The organism is Streptomyces sp. NPDC056373 (assembly GCF_042262425.1).
In the GTDB taxonomy this organism is placed as follows: domain Bacteria; phylum Actinomycetota; class Actinomycetes; order Streptomycetales; family Streptomycetaceae; genus Streptomyces.
This window is the reverse complement of sequence record NZ_JBHJPX010000003.1, coordinates 324,355-343,687: the sequence shown is the minus strand read 5'-3', so window position 1 is coordinate 343,687 and position 19,333 is coordinate 324,355. Positions and strand designations below refer to the sequence as shown.

20 protein-coding genes are annotated in these 19,333 nt (G+C 71.5%); 10 read left to right on the top strand and 10 right to left on the bottom strand.

Annotation, left to right across the window (positions count from 1 at the left end; translation table 11 throughout):
• Window positions 1-253: 253 nt before the first annotated feature.
• The 5 genes from rbsD to ACFCXS_RS08345 form a co-directional block, all read right to left on the bottom strand.
• Window positions 254-643: a D-ribose pyranase gene (rbsD, locus tag ACFCXS_RS08365; RefSeq protein ID WP_376642257.1), complete on the bottom strand. Its 390-nt coding sequence runs from the start codon at window positions 641-643 to the stop codon at window positions 254-256.
• Entirely contained in the window at window positions 640-1,542 is a 903-nt protein-coding gene (locus ACFCXS_RS08360) for a ribokinase (RefSeq protein WP_376642256.1), read from the bottom strand. The genes rbsD and ACFCXS_RS08360 overlap by 4 nt, the downstream gene beginning before the upstream one ends.
• 76 nt (window positions 1,543-1,618) lie before the next feature.
• Window positions 1,619-3,568 carry a substrate-binding domain-containing protein gene (locus ACFCXS_RS08355; protein WP_376642255.1) on the bottom strand — a complete coding sequence of 650 codons (1,950 nt, stop codon included), beginning with the start codon at window positions 3,566-3,568 and terminating at the stop codon, window positions 1,619-1,621.
• Complete coding sequence (locus ACFCXS_RS08350; RefSeq protein ID WP_376642254.1) at window positions 3,558-5,102, bottom strand: sugar ABC transporter ATP-binding protein; 1,545 nt, start codon at window positions 5,100-5,102, stop codon at window positions 3,558-3,560. The genes ACFCXS_RS08355 and ACFCXS_RS08350 overlap by 11 nt, the downstream gene beginning before the upstream one ends.
• The gene (locus tag ACFCXS_RS08345) at window positions 5,099-6,118 is read right to left on the bottom strand and encodes a LacI family DNA-binding transcriptional regulator (RefSeq protein WP_376642253.1); all 1,020 of its coding nucleotides are present in this window, start codon (window positions 6,116-6,118) and stop codon (window positions 5,099-5,101) included. The genes ACFCXS_RS08350 and ACFCXS_RS08345 overlap by 4 nt, the downstream gene beginning before the upstream one ends.
• A gap of 243 nt (window positions 6,119-6,361) precedes the next feature.
• Between ACFCXS_RS08345 and ACFCXS_RS08340 the strand changes: the two genes are divergently transcribed.
• Both ACFCXS_RS08340 and ACFCXS_RS08335 read left to right on the top strand, forming a co-directional pair.
• Window positions 6,362-6,727 carry a hypothetical protein gene (locus tag ACFCXS_RS08340; RefSeq protein WP_376642252.1) on the top strand — a complete coding sequence of 122 codons (366 nt, stop codon included), beginning with the start codon at window positions 6,362-6,364 and terminating at the stop codon, window positions 6,725-6,727.
• An 86-nt stretch (window positions 6,728-6,813) separates the two neighbouring features.
• Entirely contained in the window at window positions 6,814-7,464 is a 651-nt protein-coding gene (locus ACFCXS_RS08335) for a dihydrofolate reductase family protein (protein WP_376642251.1), read from the top strand.
• 7 nt (window positions 7,465-7,471) lie between these two features.
• On the opposite strand, the gene ACFCXS_RS08330 is transcribed toward ACFCXS_RS08335, so the two are convergent.
• A complete protein-coding gene (locus ACFCXS_RS08330; RefSeq protein ID WP_376642250.1) occupies window positions 7,472-8,272 on the bottom strand; it encodes an MBL fold metallo-hydrolase in 801 nt (266 codons plus the stop codon).
• Between the two features lie 86 nt (window positions 8,273-8,358).
• Here ACFCXS_RS08330 and ACFCXS_RS08325 point away from each other — a divergent pair, with 86 nt between their 5' ends.
• The gene (locus ACFCXS_RS08325) at window positions 8,359-8,952 is read left to right on the top strand and encodes an ABATE domain-containing protein (protein WP_376642249.1); all 594 of its coding nucleotides are present in this window, start codon (window positions 8,359-8,361) and stop codon (window positions 8,950-8,952) included.
• Between the two features lie 16 nt (window positions 8,953-8,968).
• On the opposite strand, the gene ACFCXS_RS08320 is transcribed toward ACFCXS_RS08325, so the two are convergent.
• Entirely contained in the window at window positions 8,969-9,277 is a 309-nt protein-coding gene (locus ACFCXS_RS08320) for a hypothetical protein (RefSeq protein ID WP_376642248.1), read from the bottom strand.
• Between the two features lie 335 nt (window positions 9,278-9,612).
• Between ACFCXS_RS08320 and ACFCXS_RS08315 the strand changes: the two genes are divergently transcribed.
• From ACFCXS_RS08315 to ACFCXS_RS08305, 3 genes are all read left to right on the top strand, one after another.
• The gene (locus tag ACFCXS_RS08315) at window positions 9,613-10,437 is read left to right on the top strand and encodes a Scr1 family TA system antitoxin-like transcriptional regulator (RefSeq protein WP_376642420.1); all 825 of its coding nucleotides are present in this window, start codon (window positions 9,613-9,615) and stop codon (window positions 10,435-10,437) included.
• A complete protein-coding gene (locus tag ACFCXS_RS08310; protein WP_376642247.1) occupies window positions 10,424-10,633 on the top strand; it encodes a DUF397 domain-containing protein in 210 nt (69 codons plus the stop codon). The genes ACFCXS_RS08315 and ACFCXS_RS08310 overlap by 14 nt, the downstream gene beginning before the upstream one ends.
• Before the next feature lie 134 nt (window positions 10,634-10,767).
• Window positions 10,768-11,967, top strand: a complete 1,200-nt coding sequence (locus ACFCXS_RS08305; RefSeq protein WP_376642246.1) for an MFS transporter — start codon at window positions 10,768-10,770, stop codon at window positions 11,965-11,967.
• A gap of 4 nt (window positions 11,968-11,971) precedes the next feature.
• On the opposite strand, the gene ACFCXS_RS08300 is transcribed toward ACFCXS_RS08305, so the two are convergent.
• Window positions 11,972-12,775 (bottom strand): sugar phosphate isomerase/epimerase family protein, encoded by an 804-nt coding sequence (locus ACFCXS_RS08300; protein ID WP_376642245.1) that lies wholly within the window; start codon window positions 12,773-12,775, stop codon window positions 11,972-11,974.
• 44 nt (window positions 12,776-12,819) lie between these two features.
• Window positions 12,820-13,794 (bottom strand): GNAT family N-acetyltransferase, encoded by a 975-nt coding sequence (locus ACFCXS_RS08295; protein WP_376642244.1) that lies wholly within the window; start codon window positions 13,792-13,794, stop codon window positions 12,820-12,822.
• Window positions 13,795-13,977: 183 nt separating this feature from the next.
• Here ACFCXS_RS08295 and ACFCXS_RS08290 point away from each other — a divergent pair, with 183 nt between their 5' ends.
• The gene (locus tag ACFCXS_RS08290) at window positions 13,978-14,550 is read left to right on the top strand and encodes a dihydrofolate reductase family protein (RefSeq protein WP_376642243.1); all 573 of its coding nucleotides are present in this window, start codon (window positions 13,978-13,980) and stop codon (window positions 14,548-14,550) included.
• Window positions 14,551-14,666: 116 nt separating this feature from the next.
• Here the strand turns inward: ACFCXS_RS08290 and ACFCXS_RS08285 are convergent, their stop codons facing one another.
• Entirely contained in the window at window positions 14,667-15,716 is a 1,050-nt protein-coding gene (locus ACFCXS_RS08285) for a LacI family DNA-binding transcriptional regulator (protein ID WP_376642242.1), read from the bottom strand.
• A gap of 333 nt (window positions 15,717-16,049) precedes the next feature.
• Between ACFCXS_RS08285 and ACFCXS_RS08280 the strand changes: the two genes are divergently transcribed.
• Genes ACFCXS_RS08280 through ACFCXS_RS08270 form a run of 3 tightly spaced genes read left to right on the top strand, consistent with a single transcriptional unit; the run spans window position 16,050 to window position 19,182 of the window.
• Window positions 16,050-17,201, top strand: coding sequence for a Gfo/Idh/MocA family protein (locus ACFCXS_RS08280; protein ID WP_376642241.1), 1,152 nt, complete (start codon window positions 16,050-16,052; stop codon window positions 17,199-17,201).
• Window positions 17,198-18,352 (top strand): dihydrodipicolinate synthase family protein, encoded by a 1,155-nt coding sequence (locus ACFCXS_RS08275; protein ID WP_376642240.1) that lies wholly within the window; start codon window positions 17,198-17,200, stop codon window positions 18,350-18,352. Before ACFCXS_RS08280 ends, ACFCXS_RS08275 begins: the two co-directional genes overlap by 4 nt.
• Window positions 18,353-18,384: 32 nt before the next feature.
• Window positions 18,385-19,182 carry a sugar phosphate isomerase/epimerase family protein gene (locus tag ACFCXS_RS08270; protein WP_376642419.1) on the top strand — a complete coding sequence of 266 codons (798 nt, stop codon included), beginning with the start codon at window positions 18,385-18,387 and terminating at the stop codon, window positions 19,180-19,182.
• Window positions 19,183-19,333: the final 151 nt, after the last annotated feature.

Below are 19,333 nucleotides of genomic sequence, written 5' to 3'. Positions count from 1 at the left end.
CGTACGCCGCTGCGGCACGGGAGAGTTGTCCGGGAAACCGGCAAGAATTTCTTACTCCGCCGTGCAACCCTTCCCGCCTCCCGGGGGTCGTACTTGGTGTCAGGGCCCTCGGGGGTGGGATCCGGGGGGATCGTGGGGCTCCTGGCGGGAGGGGAAAAGCCGAGGGGGCCCGGTCGACGGACCGGGCCCCCTCGAAACGTTCAAGGCCTCCTGCTCCCCTTCGGGGTGCCGGAAGAAGCCCTCTTCGCAGGTGTCAGAAAAAGACCCCGCATCGCAGCAGGACGTTCGCGTACGGCCGTGCCTCGCCCGTGCGGACGATCAGCCGGGCCCCCGCGGACAGCTCCTTGAGCCGTTCGTGCGACACCAGGTCCAGCCCCGGGAACTGCCCGTCCAGCAGCGACGCCGCCTCCGGGTTGGCGTCCCGCAGCTCCCGCGCGGCTGTCGCCCCCTCGACCACCAGCTCGGCCAGCAGCCCGTCCAGCACCTCGGCGAACGACGGCACGCCCGCCCGGAAGGCCAGGTCCACCACCCGCGGGCCGTCGGGGATCGGCATGCCCACGTCGCACACCAGCACCCCGTCGCCGTGGCCGAGCCCGGCCAGCGCTCCGGCGAGGTGACGGTTCAGTATTCCGGCCTTCTTCATGACCCGGCGACCTCCGCCGCCGTCGGGAAGGACGCCTGGGCGCCCTCCTTCGTCACGGTCACGGCACCCACCCGAGCCGCGTACGACGCCGCCCGGGCCAGCGACTCGCCCGCGCCCAGCCGGTAGGCCAGCGCCGCGGTGAAGGAGTCTCCCGCCCCCGTCGTGTCCACCGGGTCCACCTTCACGGCCGGCACCCGCGAGACCCCCTCCGACGACGCCACCAGCGCGCCTTGTCCGCCCAGCGTCACCACCACCGACCTCGGACCCTTGGCGAGCAGTATCCGCGCCCAGTCCTCGGGGGTGTCCCCGACGGCGGAGTCGCCCAGGATCACCTTCGCCTCGTGCTCGTTCACGATCAGCGGGTCGCAGGCCGCCAGCAGCTCCGAAGGAAGGGGGCGCGGCGGCGAGGGGTTCAGCACGAAGCGGCTCTCGGGAGCCAGGTTCCGTACGGCCTCCACCACCGTCTCCAGCGGGATCTCCAGTTGCGCCGACACCACCTTGGAGCCCTGGAAGAGGCACCCCGCGGCCCTGACGTCCTCGGGGGTGAGGCGGCCGTTGGCGCCGGGCGAGACGACGATGCTGTTGTCCCCGGACGGGTCGACCGTGATCAGGGCGACGCCGGTCGGCGCACCACCCACCAGGACGCCCACCGTGTCGACGCCCGCCTCGCGCTGCGAGTCCAGCAGCAGCCGGCCGTGCGCGTCGTCGCCGACCCGGGCCAGCAGGGCCGTGCGGGCACCGAGCCGGGCGGCGGCGACCGCCTGGTTCGCGCCCTTGCCGCCCGGGTGGACCGCCAGGTCGGAGCCGAGCACGGTCTCGCCGGCACCGGGCCGGCGCTCCACTCCGATCACCAGGTCGGCGTTGGCCGACCCCACGACCAGCAGGTCGTAGTCGTACATGAGTTGCTCCCCACGTGAGTGACATGGCCGGGTGGTCGCCACACGTCGTGGACCACCACCCGGCCGTTCCCCGATGTCAGCCGCTGAAGCCGGCCACGTTCTCCTTCGTGACCACCTTCACCGGCACCTTGACCGTCTCCTCGACGTCCTTGCCCTGGAGCGCCTTCAGGGCGTTGTCCACGGCGATCTTCCCCAGCTGGGACGGCTGCTGCGCCACGGACGCGTACAGCGTGCCGCCCTCGACGGCCTTCAGACCGTCCGGCGTGCCGTCGAAGCCGACCACCGAGACCGACTTGCCGGCCCTGGAACCCAGGGCCTTGATCGCGCCGAGCGCCATCTCGTCGTTGGCGGCGATGACGCCCTGGACGTCCGGGTGGGCCTGGAGCAGGTTCGACATGACGTCGAGGCCCTTGGTGCGGTCGAAGTCGGCGGGCTGCTGGGCGACGACCTGGATGCCCGGGTAGGCCTTGAGGCCGTTCGCGAAGCCCTGCGCACGCTCCCGGGCCGCGGAGGTGCCGGCCTGGCCCTGGAGGATCACGATCTTGCCCTTGCCGCCCAGCTTGTCGGCGACGGTCTTGGCGGCGAGTTCACCGCCGGCGACGTTGTCGGAGGCGACCAGGGTGTCCACCGCGGCCTTGTTGACGGTCCGGTCGACGGCGATGACCGGGATGTCGGCCTTGTCGGCGGCCTTCACGGAGTTGCTCGCCGCGTCGGAGTCCACCGGGTTGACGATGATCGCGCCCAGGTTCGAACTGGTGTAGTTCTGCAGCTGGTTGGCCTGCTGGGAGGCGTCGTTCTGGGCGTCCGTGACGGTCAGGTCCACGCCCAGCTTCTTCGCCTCGGCCTGGGCGCCCGCCCGGATCTGCACGAAGAAGGGGTTGTTGAGTGTCGACAGCGACAGGCCCATCCTGGGCTTGTCCGCGGCGGCGGAGCCGTTGTGCAGGAACGACGTGGCGCCGACGATCGCGACGGTGACCACGGCCGCGAGCCCGTAGGTCGCCGCCTGCCTGCCCTTGCCTCCCTGGGAGGCACCGGCCACCGGGGTCGCCCCCGCCTTGCGCCGCAGCGTGTCGAACAGCACCGCGAGCGCGATGACGACGCCGATGACGACCTGCTGCCAGAACGCCGAGACGTTCAGCAGGTTCAGCCCGTTGCGCAGCACCGCGAGGATCAGGGCGCCGATGAGGGTGCCGGAGGCCTTGCCCGTGCCGCCCGCGAGGGAGGCACCGCCGATGACGACGGCGGCGATCGCGTCCAGCTCGTAGCCGTCGGCGGCCTGGGGCTGCGCGGAGGACAGCCGGGCCGCGAGCACGACACCGGCGACCGCGGCGAACACACCGGAGAAGGCGTAGATGGCGAGCTTCTGCTTCTTCACGCGCAGGCCGGACAGCCGCGCGGCCTCCTCGTTGCCGCCGATCGCGTACATGGAGCGGCCGATGTAGGTCCGGCCCAGCACGAAGGCCGCGATCAGGCCCATGACGACCATCACCAGGACCGGCACCGGCAGCCAGCCGCCGAGGGTGTCGCCGAGGTGGGAGACCGAGTCGGGGAAGGCGATCGGGGAGCCCTCGGAGATGACGAGGGACAGGCCGCGGGCCACGGACAGCATGGCCAGGGTGGCGATGAACGGCGGGAGCTTGCCGTAGGAGATCAGGATGCCGTTGACCAGGCCGCAGACGATGCCCGTCGCTATGGCGAGCAGGACGGCGAGGACGACCGGGACGCCCGCCGAGGTGGCGCTCCAGGCGAGGACCGTGGCGGACAGCGCGGCGACGGAGCCGACCGACAGGTCGATGCCCGCGGAGACGATCACGAAGGTCACGCCGAAGGCGAGGACGGCCGTCACGGCCGCCTGCACGCCGACGTTGAGGAGGTTGTCCGTCGTCAGGAAGTCACCGGACAGCGCCGACATCGCGATGACGAGGACGATGAGCGCGGTGAGCGCCCCGTTGTCGAGCAGGAGGCGGCGCAGGCCTCCCGAGGCGCCACCCGCGCCCGTCGTGCTCTTGAGCGTGTCAGTGGCCACGGGAGGCCTCCGTTCCGGTCGTGCTGGTTGTCGTACTCGTGGTCGGCGGGGCACTGACGGCGAGTGCCATCACGGCGTCCTGGGTCGCCTCGTCGGCGGAGAGTTCACCGGCGATCCGGCCCTGTGCCATCACCAGCACCCGGTCGCTCATGCCGAGCACCTCGGGCAGGTCGCTGGAGATCATCAGGACGGCCGCGCCGGCGGCGGTGAGTTCGTTGATCAGCTGGTAGATCTCGACCTTGGCACCGACGTCGATGCCGCGCGTCGGCTCGTCGAGGATCAGCACCTTGGTGTCGGCGAGCAGCCACTTGCCGATGACGACCTTCTGCTGGTTGCCGCCGGAGAGCGTGCGCACGTGCTGGCCGAGTCCGGCCATCCGCACGCCGAGCTGCTTCGCGATCCGCTCGGCGGACTCGCGTTGGCCCTTGAGGTCGACGACCCCGGCGCGGGTGGCCGACCGCAGCGTCACCAGGCCCAGGTTCTCCTCGACCGAGGCGTCCAGCACCAGGCCCTGGCCCTTGCGGTCCTCGGGCACGAGTCCGATGCCTGCGGTCATCGCCGCGTTGACGTCGTACTTCGCGATCGGGGCGCCGGACACCTTCACGGTGCCCTTGTCGTACGCGTCGGCCCCGAAGACCGCCCGCACGACCTCGGTACGGCCCGCGCCGACCAGCCCGGCGATGCCGACGACCTCACCGGCGCGCACCTCGAAGCCGACGTCGTGGAAGACGCCGTCCCGGGTGAGTCCCTCGACGGACAGCAGCGCGGCGCCCCGGTCGGCCCGTTCGCGCGGGTACTGCTGCTCGATGGAGCGTCCGACCATGAGCCGCACGAGCTCGTCCTCGGACGTCGACGCGGGTACCTGGCCGACGCTCTTGCCGTCCCGGATGACCGTCACCCGGTCGCCGAGCGCGGCGATCTCCTCCAGGTGGTGCGTGATGAAGACGATGCCGACGCCGTCCTCGCGCAGCGCGCGCACGATCGCGAAGAGCTTGTCGACCTCCTCGGAGGTGAGCACGGCGGTCGGCTCGTCCATGACGAGCACGCGCGCGTCCAGGCTGAGCGCCTTGGCGATCTCGACCATCTGCAGGCGCGCGATGCCGAGTTCACGCACTCGCGCGCCGGGCGCCACGTCCACGCCGACCCGCTTCAGCAGGACCTCGGCGTCGGCCTCCATCCTCTTCCGGTCGATCATCCCGAACCGGCGGGGCTGGCGCCCCAGGAAGATGTTCTCGGCGACCGTCAGATCGGGTACCAGGTTGAACTCCTGGTAGATGGTGGCGATCCCGAGCCGCTCGGAGTCCTGCGCACCCTGGATGCGGGTCTCCTCGCCGCCGACCAGGATCCGCCCGGCGTCGGGGGTGTAGGCGCCGGAGAGCATCTTGATGAGGGTGCTCTTGCCGGCACCGTTCTCACCGAGCAGGACGTGCACCTCGCCGCGGCGCAGATCGAAGTCGACGCCGTCCAGCGCGACCACGCCCGGGAAGGTCTTCCGTATGCCCTCGATGCGCAGCAACTCGTCCGCGTTGCTCACGTCGTGCTCCTTTGCACTGGGGTGTGGTTCTCGCCGCACGAGCGGCGTACGACGAGCCGGGCGGGGAGGGTCACGGACTCGCCGGGACGTCCCTCGATGCGGTCGACCAGGGCCCGTACGGCGGCCCGGCCCAGCTCGCCCGTGGGCTGGGCGATCGCGGTGATCGGCGGATCGGTGTGCACGAACCACCGGATGTCGTCGAACGCGGCCAGCGCGAGGTCGTCCGGTACGCGCAGGCCACGCGCGCGTACGGCGTCCAGGGCGCCGAGCGCCATCAGGTTGTCCGCCGCGAAGACGACCTCGGGCGGTTCGGCCAGGTCGAGGAAGCCCTCGGTGACCGACCGGCCGCTCTCGGCCTGGAAGTCGCCCTGCCCTATGTAGGCGTCGGGCAGTTCGAGCCCGTAGGCGGCGAGTGCCTCGCGGAAGGCCTCGACGCGCTCCTGGCCGGTGGTGGTCGCCGCCGGGCCCGCGATGATCGCCAGCCGCCGGTGCCCGAGCCCGTGCAGGTGCGCCACGAGGTCCCGCACGGCGGTCCGGCCGTCCGCCCGCACCACCGGCACGTCCGCGCCCGGGATCCACCGGTCCACGAAGACCATGGGCGTCCCGGCCCGTACGGCGTCCAGCATCAGCGGCGAGCCGCCGTCCGTGGGTGAGACGAGCAGGCCGTCGATGCGGCGGTCCAGCAGGTTCCGTACATGGTGGTCCTGGAGGTCCGGCCGCTCGTCGGCGTTGCCGATGATGACGCTGTAGCCGAGCGCGCGGGCCTCCTCCTCGACGGAGCGGGCCAGCTCGGTGAAGTAGGGGTTCATCACGTCGCTCATGACCAGGCCCAGGGTGTGGGTCTGGTCGGTGCGCAGGGAGCGGGCGACGGCGTTCGGGCGGTAGCCCAGGGTCTCGACGGCGGCGAGCACGCGGGTGCGTGCGTCGGCGCTGACCGACGGGTGATCGTTCAGGACGCGCGAGACCGTGGCGACGGATACGCCGGCCTCGGCAGCGACGTCCTTGATGCTGGCCACCGCCGCTCCACCTCCTTGTGGATCAGTCGTGGGAGCACCGGGTGGGTGCTCGTGGAATCGATTACATCGACGGATGGATGGAATCGATTACACGGCGGTAAATCAAGACCCCGCCGGTACGTCGCAACCGGATCGTGATGTCGCGGGAGGCGACCCGGCGGGTCAGGGTGGAAGGAGGAGGTCCGTTTCGACGGCCGGTTGCACGGCGAGGTCCACGGCGAGGTCCACGGGGACGGAGGAGCCATGACGGCAGCGACTCGCGACGACGTACCCGTCGCTCTCGGAGGCGACGGCGTAGAGGTGCGCAACATGCCGATCGGCGGCGGTATGTCGATCAGCTACATCACTCTGCCCCAGGGCACGGACATGGGCCCGGCTCTCAAGGGTCTGCCCGACGACGCGTGCCAGTGCCCGCACTGGGGCTATCTGCTGAAGGGCCGGATCCGGATGCGGACGGCCACCGGCGAGGAGGAGTACGAGGCGGGGCAGGCGTACTACTGGGGTCCCGGGCATGTGCCGCTCGCCCTGGCGGACACCGAGTTGGTGGAGTTCTCCCCGGACGCGGACTTCAAGCAGGTGATCGACCATGTGGTGGGGCAGGCGGGGTGAGCGGGGCTTTCTGATGCGTCGGGCCCGGACCGATGAGTTTCACCGGCCCGGGCGGTCTCCCTTGTATCGACCACAGGAGGAGCGCCGTGTCCCAGTTGCTGCGTGTGCAGAACTTCAACGTCTCGAGTGACGGCTTCGGTGCCGGTGAGGGCCAGAGCCTGGAGAGGCCGTTCGGCCATGCCGACCCCGGGGAGATGTTCGCCTGGGCCGGTGCGACCGCGAGCTGGCCCAACCGCACCGGCCCGGGCGGCAGTCGCGGCCTCGACGACTACCTGACACGCGACTTCGCCAACAACATCGGCGCCGAGATCATGGGCCGCAACAAGTTCAGTCCGCAGCGCGGCCCCTGGGAGAACCACGAGTGGCAGGGCTGGTGGGGCGACGAACCGCCCTTCCACACGCCCGTGTTCGTGATGACCCACCACGAGCGCCCCTCGTTCACGCTCTCCGACACGACGTTCCACTTCGTCGGCGGGGATCCGGCCGAGGTCCTCGCCCAGGCGCGCAAGGCGGCCGGGGGCAAGGACGTCCGGCTCGGGGGCGGGGCGACGGTCATCCGGCAGTTCCTGGACGCCGACCTGGTCGACACACTGCACGTGGCGGTCTCGCCCGACGTGGTGCTCGGGTCCGGCTCACGGCTGTGGGAGTCCCCCGAGGAACTGCTCGACCGCTTCCACCGCGATGTCGTGCCGAGCCCGAGCGGGAAGGTGACGCATCACCTGTTCTGGCGGAAATGACGTCAGGTCAGGCGTCCTTGCCCCAGTCCAGCTGGCCGGCGAGCCCGGCGGTGGTGAAGGCGGCTTCCAGTTGCTCGCGGCCCTCGGTGAAGTGGGCCCAGCTGTCGTAGTGGACGGGGACCACGCGGCGGGCGCCGAGGATCCGCGCGGCCTCGGCGGCCATCGCGCTGTCCAGGACGATGACCTGGTTGTCGAAGAGGACGGGGAAGCGGGGAGCGCCGGCGAAGAGCACGGCGGTGTCGACGGGGCCGAAGCGGCCGGCGATCTCGCGGACCGCGTCGAGTGAGGCGTTGTCGCCGCTGACGTAGACGGTGGGCAGGCCCTCGCCGGTCAGGACGAAGCCGACGACCTGGCCGGTGAACGCCTCGACCTGCTCGCGCGGGCCGGGGCCGTGCAGAGCCGGGACGCCGGTCACGGTGACCGTGCCGCCCCCGGGCCGGTCCAGTTCGACGGACTCCCAGTCGGCCAGACCCCTGACCTTGTCCCCCAGGCTCTCGCGCAGGCGCTCACCGCCGCCGGGCGTGGTCAGGGTCAGCGGTATGCCGGGGAGCAGGGCCCGGCCGGAGGTGTCGAGGTTGTCGGGGTGCTCGTCGTGGGAGAGCAGCACCACGTCCACATCGCCGAGGTCGGCGGGCGTGGCGGTGGCGGGCGCGGTCTTGGTCAGGAGCGGGCCCCCGGGCCGGGCGTAGTCGCCGGGGGCGTCGAAGGTCGGGTCGGTCAGGAAGCGCAGGCCGCCGTACTCGAACAGGGCGGTCGGACCGCCGAGGGCACGGACGGGGATGTCGGTCGTCACGGGAACAGAAGACATGCAGCACCTCACGGATAGATGCGGGCGAACCGTGAGACGACCGTAGCCGCTTCTCACGGATGCGGGCAAGCCGTACCATGAGAAACATGGAGGAGCCCGTGACAGAACAGCCCGCCCCGCCGCCCGCCCAGGGCGAGGAGGAGCACTACTCCCTGGCCCTCGCCAACACCGCGCTCGCACTTCCCGGCGGGCGCACGCTCGATCTCCTGGGCACCCCCGCGCAGGCGAACCACTGGCTGACCCAGCGCGACCTCGCCCCGGTCGACGCCGGCATGCGGGAGATGTGCGCGGCCCAACTGCGCTCACTGCGCGAACAGATCAGGTCCCTGTTCGCCGCCCACGTCGACGGCGTACCCGCCCTGCCCGCGGCGGTGTCGGCCGTCAACGACGCGATGACCAGGGTCCCCACGGCCCCGCTGCTGCGGTGGGACGACAAGACCGGCCCCTACCGCACGGCCCCGCACCCCACCACCGCGATCGTCGACCTCGCCCTGGCGACCCTCGCCGCCGACGCCGCCGACCTGCTCACCTCCCCCGCGGCCGAGCGCCTCACCGCCTGCGGCTCCCCGCCCTGCAACCGCTACCTGCTCCGCCACGGCCGCCGCCACTGGTGCTCCACCCGCTGCGGCGACCGCGCCCGCGCGGCCCGGGCGTACGCCCGCCGCACCGAGCAGCAGTGACACCGTCCCCTCGCCGTCACGACCGGGGCGCCTGGGCAAGCCGCGCTCCCCTGCTCTCGGCGACCCTTTTGACGTCCCGCAGGGACTCGCTGAGCCGCCGAGCCAGGTAGTGCAGTTCCTCGCTCGTCACCCGGCGCTCCGCGAGGAGTTCGGCGGCATGCCCGAGCAGCCGGTCCGCCATCTCGATCTGCACGTCCTCGATCTCGTCGGCGAGCCGTGAGACGTAGCCGGTTCCGTCGCCCACGAGGTAGCACGGCTTGCCGTCTCCACCGGTCCAGGGCAGGAGCCGCCCGGCCACCACGCGGTCGCACGCCCCGCCGGTCATGCGCTCACCTCCGCCATCAGGTAGGGGCGCACCAGCCGGTTGTCCTCTCCCCGGAGGGGACGCCCGTCCGGACGGCAGCAGACCGCCGGGCACACGTACGGGGGCGGGGGTGGGAGCGGTGAATCCGATCGCCGACGCTTCCCCCTGGGAGGGAAGAGGAACCCGAGAAGCGGTTCGAGGAGCCGGGCGATGAGGTCTGCCATGTCTGTCTGCCTGCCTTCTCATCTGTGGTGACTGCGTTCTGTTGCGGATCACTCACAGAGTGGGGTCGGCTCTGGCTACCCTGCCAGGGGGTGGAACTTGACATCGCGCTTGTCAAGAAGGGGAGTTGGCCGATGGACGAACGCCGCATGCTTCGAACACCGCGTCAGAAGTACGGGGAGGAGCTGCGACTGAGGCGGACCGCCGCCCGCCTCACCCAGGAGGAACTGGGTGACCAGGTGGTGTGCTCGCCCACGCTGATCAGCCATTTCGAGGCCGGCCGGCGCCTCCCCAAGCCGGATGACGCGCGGCGGATCGACCGGGCGCTGGGGACGGACGGGTTTTTCGCGCGGTGGCTGGAGGACCTGGAGTCGCACTACACGGACCATTTCGCGGCGGTGGCGGAGCTGGAGCAACTAGCTATGCAGATCCAGCAGTTCGCGCTCTCTCTGGTTCCCGGAGTGCTTCAGACCGACGGCTACGCACGCGCCCTGTTCGGGGCCTACCGTCCGAACCACACGACCGAGGAACTTGACAAGCTCGTTGTCATTCGAACGCAACGCCGTCGAATCCTCGATGGGCCCGATCAGCCCGTCGTCTGGACGCTGCTCGACGAGGCAGTCCTCCGCCGTCGCGTAGGCGGCCCGCGGGTCATGGCGGAGCAGTTGCACAAGATCGCGAACATGGCCGAGTCGGGACGGCTGCGCCTGCACGTCCTCCCCTACGGCGTGGGGGCACACGCGCTCATGCAGAGTCTGCTCACCCTCATGACCTTCGAGGACTCGGCCCCGGTGGCCTACGTCGAGGGATTCCAGACCGGCAACTTGATGGACGAACCGGCTCTGGTGAGTGCCTGTCAGACCGCCTACGCTCTGGCGCTGAGCGACGCGTTGTCGCAGCAGGAGTCACTGGCCCTCGTCAGGGCGGCAGCGGAGGAACATACGCATGATCGGCAGTGAGCACGTCGCCCTCACCAGCTGGTACAAGTCCAGCTACAGCGGCGGCGATCAAGGCGAGTGCCTCGAAGTCGCCCCCGGTCGCCCCGACGTCCCCGTACGGGACAGCAAAGCCGCCCCCGGTCCCACCCTCGTCTTCTCGCGGAGCGGCTGGGCCATGTTCGTCGGTGCCGTCAAGGACGGGCACATAGGGGCCTAGGAGAGGCCACGCCTTCGGCCGGAATGCGACATCACCCCTGACCGGCACGGGTGCCGTCGCAGACCTGCCAGCCACCTCCCGGGGTCCCCTGCTGGAGTGAGCGGGACGCGCTGTCTCCCACAGGACGGATCGCCATGCCGGCACCGACCCCCGCCTCGCTCCACGACCGGCCCTCCGCCTCCCGGCCCCCACGCGGAGGGTGGGCTGCCGTGGTCTCGGTGGCGCTCGGGATCTTCGCCATCGTCACCACCGAGATCCTGCCGATCGGCCTGCTGACCTCCATCGGGGCCGACTTCACCGTCTCGGACGGGATGGCCGGGCTGATGATGACCATGCCCGGCTTCCTGGCGGCGGCCGCGGCTCCCCTGGTCACCGCAGCCACGGCACGCTTCGACCGCCGCCTGATGCTCTGCGCCTTCACGCTCCTCCTGGCCCTGGCGAACTTCCTCGCCGCGGCGGCGCCCGACTACTGGCTCGTGCTGGTCTCCCGGGTCATGGTCGGCATCACGATCGGCGGCTTCTGGTCGATCGGGGCCGGTCTCGCGGAGCGGCTGGTGCCGCCGGAGTCGGCCGGCCGGGCAACGGCCGTGATCTTCTCGGCCGTTCCGCTGGGGTCCGTCCTCGGGGTGCCGGCCGGCACCCTCGTCGGGGAACTCGCCGGATGGCGGACGGCCTTCACGGCGATGGGGGTCCTCACCGTCGGGGTGCTGGTCATGCTGCTGCGCCTCGTGCCGCCGCTGCCCCCGGTCCGGGCCACCCGCCTGAGCGTCCTCGGCGGCCTGCTGAGGACCACCGGCACCCGCCTCGCGCTGCTGCTGACGTTCCTCGTGGTGCTGGCCCATTTCGGCACCTACACCTACGTGACCCCGTTCCTGGAGCGGGTCACCCACGCCGGCGGCGGCACGATCACCGCGTTCCTGCTGCTCTACGGGGCCGCAGGCGTCCTCGGCAACTGGCTGGGCGGGGCCTGGGTGGGCCGGCGTCCGCGCACCGTCCTCGGCCTCGCGGCCGGCCTGATCGGCGCGGCGACCCTGCTGCTTCCGGCCCTGGGCCGATGGGACGCGGGCGCGGTGGCGCTGCTGTTCGTGTGGGGCATGGCCTACGGCGCCGTCCCGGTCGCCTCGCAGACCTGGTTCTCCCGGGCGGCCCCGGACGCCCCGGAGGCGGCGTCGGTCCTGTTCACCGCCTCTTTCCAGGCGACCATCTCGACCGGCGCACTCCTCGGGGGCGTCGCCTTGGACCGCGGCTCGCCGTCCGCGGTCATGCTGCTGGGCGGGTGCGTCGCCCTGCTCGTGGTCCCGGCCGTGGGAGCCGCCCGGTCCACCGAGGGCTGAGGCGTCACGCCGACTCGTTCAGCAGCCTGCTCAGATGCTCACGCCCGGGCTCCAGGAGATCGGGCAGCGGCGCGGCCTCGTCGTACCAGCGCTTCTCGTACTCCCAGCAGAGCCAGCCGTCCCAGTTGTGGCGGGAGAGGACCTCGACGCACTCGGCCAGGGGCAGCACGCCCGCGCCGAGCGGCAGCGGGGTGGTGTCCTCGACGGAGGCGATGTCCTTGACCTGGACGTAGCCGAGGTGGGGAGAGAGGGCCGCGTAGGTCTCGGAGGGCTGTTCGCCGCCGAGCCAGGTGTGCATCACGTCCCAGAGGGCGCCGACCTGGCGGTGGCCGACGAGGCCGAGGATCCGCATGGCGTCGGCGGCGGTGCGGTGGGAGTCGTGGGTTTCGAGGAGGATGCGCACGCCCAGGTCGTTCGCGTGCTCGGCGGCCGTGCCCAGGCGCCGGGCGGCCGTCGCGTCGGCCTCCTCGGGGGTCTGGACGTCGAGGTCGCCGCCGGGGAAGACGCGGATGTACGGGGCGCCGAGGTCGCGGGCCAGGTCGAGGAGGGCGCGGATCTCGGCCAGGACGGGCTCGTCGTCGCCCGGCGCGGCGACCCGTGCGTAGCCCGCCAGGCCCAGGAGCTCTACGCCCGCTCCCTTGAACTCGGCCGCGACGTCCGCCCGTTCGGCAGGGCCGAGGCCGGTGTGGACCGGTTCCTCGGGATAGGTGCGCAGCTCCACGCCGTGATAGCCGTGGGTGGTCGCGAGCCGCAGGACGTCGGGCAGGGGCAGGCCGGGGACACCGAGGGTGGAGAACGCCAGCTTCATGTGGACGGACCCTACCCGGCACCCCCGCCTACGACTCCTCTCCATCACTCCTGTGTTGCGTCAAGACCCAGCCGCCAGTCCTGGCCGGTCAGGTCCTGGCCGAAGGAGTGGTGCGGTTTCTCCGCCACCAGCACGAAACCGTGGCGCCGGTAGATGCGGCGGGCCGCGCCGAGGATGTCGTTGGTCCACAGGACGACCTCGCGGTAGCCGGTCTCGCGCGCGAAGTCGACCAGCGCCCCGACCAGGCGGTCGCCGATACCGAGGCCGCGCGCGTCCGGCTCGACGAGCAGGAGCCGCAGGCGGGCCGCGCCGGGCGTGTCGTCCCGGACGCACATCACGCACCCCACCGGCCGGCCGTCCAGCTCGGCGATCCAGGTCCGCTCCAGGTGCGGGTCGTGGTCCTCGCCGTAGTCGGCGACGATCCTCGCCACCAGTGCCTCGTAGCCGGCGTCGAAGCCGTACTCGGCGGCGTAGAGCGCGGCGTTGCGCTGCACGATCCAGCCGAGGTCGCCGGGGGCCGGTTCGCGCAGGACGACGTCCTCGGGGCGAGGGGCACGGCCTTCGCCTTCGCCTTCGCCTTCGCCTTCGCCTTCGCCTTCGCCTTCGCCGAGGATCGTCCGGACGGTCCGCATGGCCTCCGCCAGCCGGGGGCGGTCCTCGGCCCGGACCGTGTCCAGCATCGACCCGACCGTCTCCCGCGCCCGCTCGTCGAGCAGGGCGGCGGCCTCCCGGCCGGGGGCGGTGAGCGTGATGCGGCGGCGGCGCGGGTCGGTGTCGGACGGGCCGCGCTCGACCAGCCCGTCCTCCTCGAACTTGTTCAGGATGCGGGTGAGGTATCCGGCGTCGAGGTGCAGTTGGGCTCGCAGGTCGGCGGCGTCGGTACGGGGAGCGTGGGCCAGCTCGTACAGGACGCGGGACTCGGTGAGGGTGTAGGGGGTGTAGAGCCGGCGGCCGTAGTCGAGGGCGCCGATGACGTTCGTGTAGAAGCGGTTGAAGGAGCGGATGTCCTGGACGGTCATGGCGTCGAACCCCCGATACTTGACTGAGTCAGAGATATCTGCGAACCGAGCCTAGCCGTCCAGGACATCCGGGACCAGGCACGGGATGATCAGACCGGGAGATGACCGGAGACGGCCGATGAGTTTCTCCGTATGCCGCAGTCAGAAGAAGAGAATCCGACACGAGATACCGAGGAACCCACGATGCGCACCCTGATCAGCACCGCGTTCATCTCGCTCGACGGCGTCGTCGAGGCCCCGGGCGGCGAGCCCGGTTACCGGAACTCCGGATGGACCTTCAAGCACACCGAGTTCCTCCCCGAGGCGTTCGAGATCAAGGGGCGGGAGCAGAAGGAGGCCGCGGCGATGATGATGGGCCGCACCAGCTATGAGGCGTTCAGTGCGGTGTGGCCCGACATGGAGGACTTCGCCGACTACAAGGTGATGCCGAAGTACGTCGTCTCCACCACCCTCGCCGAGGAGAACCTCGTGTCGAACTGGGGCGAGACGACGATCCTCCGCTCGCTCGACGAGGTCGCCGCCCTGAAGGAGACCGAGGGCGGCCCGATCATCGTGCACGGCAGCGCCTCCCTGAACCACGCCCTCTCCGACGCCGGCCTGATCGACCGTTACCACCTGCTCGTCTTCCCGCTCCTGCTCGGAGCGGGCAAGCGGCTCTTCAGCGCCACGGACAAGGACGCCCAGAAGCTGCGGCTCGTCGAGCACGAGGCCTACGCCAACGGCCTGCAGAAGAACGTCTTCGACGTCGTCCGCTGACGAGCCGATCAGCCACGATCCAGCCGGTCCGGCGTCGAGGACGAGGGCGTTCAGGCCGGATCGGGGGCCTGGGGGCGGCGGCCCCCGGCAAGGCCGGGACGGCGAGGCCCCAGGACCTAGGAAACCCGCGGCACCCCCGAGGACCCCCGCACCATCAACTCCCCCCGCACGGAGGCGATCCCCCCGTGCGGTGCCTCCTCGCGCCCCATCGCGATCCGGCCTGCCCGGGCCCCCGCCTCGGCCAGCGGCAGCCGCACGGTCGTCAGCGACGGCACCGCGTCGATGCTGAACGGCAGGTCGTCGAAGCCCGCCACCGACACGTCCTCCGGGATCCGCAGCCCCGAGTCCCGCAGCGCGGCGCACGCGCCCAGTGCCACGGAGTCGTTCGCCGCGACGATCGCCGTCAGCGACGGGTCACGCCGCATCAGCTCCAGCGTCGCCTCGTAGCCGGACCGCCGGTCGTAGCGCCCGTGCACCGTCCATCGCGGGTCCTCCTCGATGCCGTGCGCGGCCAGCGCGGCCCGGTGGCCCTCCAGCCGGTGACGGGTGGTGGTCCGCTCCTCCGGGCCCGCGATGTACCCGAGCCGCCGGTGCCCCAGCCCGATGAGGTGCTCGGTCAGCTCCTGGCCGCCGCCGCGGTTGTCGAAGGTCAGCGCGATCGCCCCGGTGTCCGGCGCCTGCGGCCGTCCGCACAGCACGACCCGCGTCCCGGCCTCGACCAGCTTCCGCACCTTCGCGTCCATGGCCGCCTTGTGCGGCGCGTCCTCGATCGCCCCGCCGGTCAGCACCACGGCCGCCGCCCGCTGCCGCTGCAGCAGCGTGAGGTACGTCAGCTCCCGCTCGGGAGAGCCACCGGTGTTGCAGACCACCGCGAGCCTCTCCCCGCCCGCACGTCCGCCCGGCCCGCCGATCTCGCCCTGGATCGCGCTCGCCATGATCCCGAAGAACGGGTCGGCGATGTCGTTCACCAGGATTCCGACCAGGTCGGAGGTGGCGGCGGCCAGGGCGCTCGCGGGCCCGTTGAGCACGTAGTCCAGCTCGTCCACGGCCTTCAGCACCCGCTCGCGGGTGGAGGCCGCCACGGGGTAGTTCCCGTTCAGCACGCGCGACACCGTCGCGGGTGAGACCTGTGCGCGGGCCGCCACATCCGCCAGGGTCACCGTCATCTCGTCGTCCTCCGGTCGCGCATCTCGTCTCCGCCCTCGTACACACTCAGACCACAGGCCATGGTTCCGGGCAGAACAGCAGGTGGACCGCCGCTGCCCTGACGAACCCATGGCCATGGTTCCGAGCAGACCTTAAGCCCCCGACCCCCTGTTGTTCGCCCCCTCGAACAACTCGTCCTGGTCACGGTCTTGTCCGGACCAGGGTTCAGAGGCTAGCTTCTTCGTAGATAGAAAGCGCTTGCTGCAACGCTCACCAGTCCCACGGCCGACCGACGGGCCGCCTGTGAAGGGTGGGGCGTACGCGGCGCGACGACCGCGTACGAAGGGAACGACGTGACACGCAAGACGGTGCGTATCGCCATGAACGGCGTGACCGGGCGCATGGGCTACCGCCAGCACCTGGTCCGCTCCATCCTCGCCCTCCGCGAGCAGGGCGGCCTCGACCTCGGCGACGGCACCGTGCTGTGGCCGGAGCCGATCCTGGTCGGCCGCCGCGAGCACGCGCTGAAGGCGCTGGCCGAGCAGCACGGGCTGGAGCACGTCTCGACGGACCTGGACGCGGTCCTCGCCGACGAGACGGTCGACATCTACTTCGACGCGCAGGTCACCTCCGCCCGCGAGGAGGCCCTGAAGAAGGCCATCGCGGCCGGCAAGCACATCTACACCGAGAAGCCGACCGCCACGGGTCTGGACGGCGCCCTGGAGCTGGCCCGGCTGGCGAACGCGGCCGGCATCAAGCACGGCGTCGTCCAGGACAAGCTCTTCCTCCCGGGCCTGCTGAAGCTGAAGCGCCTCATCGACGGCGGCTTCTTCGGCCGGATCCTGTCCGTGCGCGGCGAGTTCGGCTACTGGGTGTTCGAGGGCGACTGGCAGAGCGCCCAGCGCCCCTCCTGGAACTACCGGTCCGAGGACGGCGGTGGCATCGTCGTCGACATGTTCCCGCACTGGGAGTACGTGCTGCACGAGCTCTTCGGCAGGGTGAAGTCCGTCCAGGCGCTCACCGCCACGCACATCCCCCAGCGCTGGGACGAGAACGACAAGCCCTACGACGCGACGGCCGACGACGCCGCCTACGGCGTCTTCGAGCTCGACGGCGGCGCGATCGCCCAGATCAACTCCTCCTGGGCCGTCCGCGTCAACCGCGACGAGCTGGTGGAGTTCCAGGTGGACGGCACGGAGGGCTCCGCGGTGGCGGGTCTGCGCAACTGCCGCGTCCAGCACCGCAGCGCCACCCCCAAGCCGGTCTGGAACCCGGACATCCCCGCCACGGAGGTCTTCCGCGACCAGTGGCAGGAGGTCCCGGACAACACCGAGTTCGACAACGGCTTCAAGGCCCAGTGGGAGCTGTTCCTCAAGCACGTCTACGCCGACGCCCCCTACCACTGGGACCTGCTGGCCGGTGCGCGCGGTGTGCAGCTGGCCGAGCTGGGCCTGAAGTCCTCGGCGGAGGGCCGCCGTCTCGACGTGCCGGAGGTCCAGCTGTGACCATCCGGCTGCCCGACGGGCCGAACGGCCTGCGGACGTACGAGCCGCGCACCGAACCGTTCGCGGTGAGCCCCGGGAGGCCCTTCACCTCCCGCACGGTCTTCTCGGCCGCGCACGTCGTCGCCGACCCGTACGCCGACGTCTCCCCCGACTCGCCCGCCGCCGTCGACTGGGACCTGACCCTCTCCTTCCGCCGCCACCTGTGGTCGCACGGGCTGGGCGTCGCCGAGGCCATGGACACCGCCCAGCGCGGCATGGGCCTGGACTGGGCGGGCGCCGCCGAGCTGATCCGCCGCAGCGCCGCCGAGGCCAAGGCGGTCGGCGGTCTGATCGCCTGCGGCGTCGGCACCGACCAGCTGACCGGCCCGGCGACCCTCGCCGAGGTCCGCGCCGCCTACGAGGAGCAGCTCGCCCTCGTGGAGGAGTCCGGCGCGCAGGCCATCCTGATGGCGTCCCGGGCGCTCGCGGCGGCGGCCTCGGGCCCCGAGGACTACCTGGAGGTCTACGGCCACCTGCTGCGCCAGGCCTCCGAACCGGTGATCCTGCACTGGCTCGGCCCGATGTTCGACCCGGCGCTGGAGGGCTACTGGGGCTCGTCCGACCTGGACGCGGCGACGGACACGTTCCTGGAGGTCATCGCCGCCCACCCCGACAAGGTCGACGGCATCAAGGTCTCGCTCCTGGAGGCCCGGCGCGAGATCGACATCCGCCGCCGGCTCCCGCAGGGCGTGCGCTGCTACACCGGCGACGACTTCAACTACCCCGAGCTGATCGCGGGCGACGAGCAGGGCTTCAGCCACGCGCTGCTCGGCATCTTCGACCCGCTGGGACCGCTGGCCGCGGAGGCGGTCCGGGTCCTGGACACGGGCGACACGCAGGGCTTCCGGGGGCTGCTGGACCCCACGGTCGCTCTCTCCCGCCACCTCTTCCAGACCCCGACCCGGTTCTACAAGACGGGGGTCGTCTTCCTCGCGTGGCTCGCGGGCCACCAGCCGCACTTCACGATGGTCGGCGGCCTGCAGTCGGCCCGCTCGCTGCCGCACCTCGCGAGGGCGTACGAACTGGCCGACGGGCTGGGCCTGTTCCCCGACCCGAAGCTGGCGGAGGAACGGATGAAGACGCTGCTGAGCGTGTACGGGGTGAACCAGTGAGCGGGTCGCTGGAGCGCTTCTCCATCAACCAGATGACGGTGAAGCAGCTGTCGCTGCCGGAACTGGCCGACGGCTGCGCCCGGCTGGGCATCCGCAACGTGGGGCTCTGGCGCGAGCCGGTGCAGGCACACGGGCTGGAGGCCACGGCCAAGCTGGTCCGGGACGCCGGGCTGACGGTGACGACGTTGTGCCGGGGCGGCTTCTTCACGGCGATCGATCCGGCGGAGCGCGCGGAGGCACTGGCGGACAACCGCCGTGCGATCGACGAGGCGGCGGTCCTGGGCACGGACACCCTGGTCCTGGTCTCGGGCGGGCTGCCCGCCGGCTCCCGGGATCTGCACGGCGCCCGTGAACGCATCGCGGACGCCCTGGCGGAACTGGGCCCCTACGCGCGGGAGCACGGCGTCCGGCTGGCCATCGAGCCGCTGCACCCCATGTACGCCTCGGACCGCTGTGTGGTGTCGACCCTGGCCCAGGCCCTGGACCTCGCCGAGCGTTTCCCGGCGGACCAGGTCGGTGTCACCGTCGACACGTACCACATCTGGTGGGACGACACCGCGCCCGCGCAGATCGCCCGGGCCGGTGCGGGCGGCCGCATCCACACCTTCCAGCTGGCCGACTGGACGACCCCCCTCCCGGAGGGTGTCCTCACCGGCCGCGGCCAGATCGGCGACGGGTCGATCGACATGCGGGAGTGGCAGGACCACGTGGAGGCGGCCGGCTACACCGGCGCCATCGAGGTGGAGCTGTTCAACGACGTCCTGTGGGCCCGGGACGGCCAGGAGGTCCTGGCCGAAACGGCCAAGAGGTTCACCGAACACACCCGCTGACCGGCCCCACACCGGGCCGCTGCCCCGCCCCGCCGACCGAGGGGGCGGGGCAGCGGCCTGTGTACGGGCGGTCCGTGCCGTTCCGGATGCAGCCGCCCCCCGGGCGTGACACGCTTTTCCCAAGGACTCGGCCGGTCTCAGTGCTCTCCCT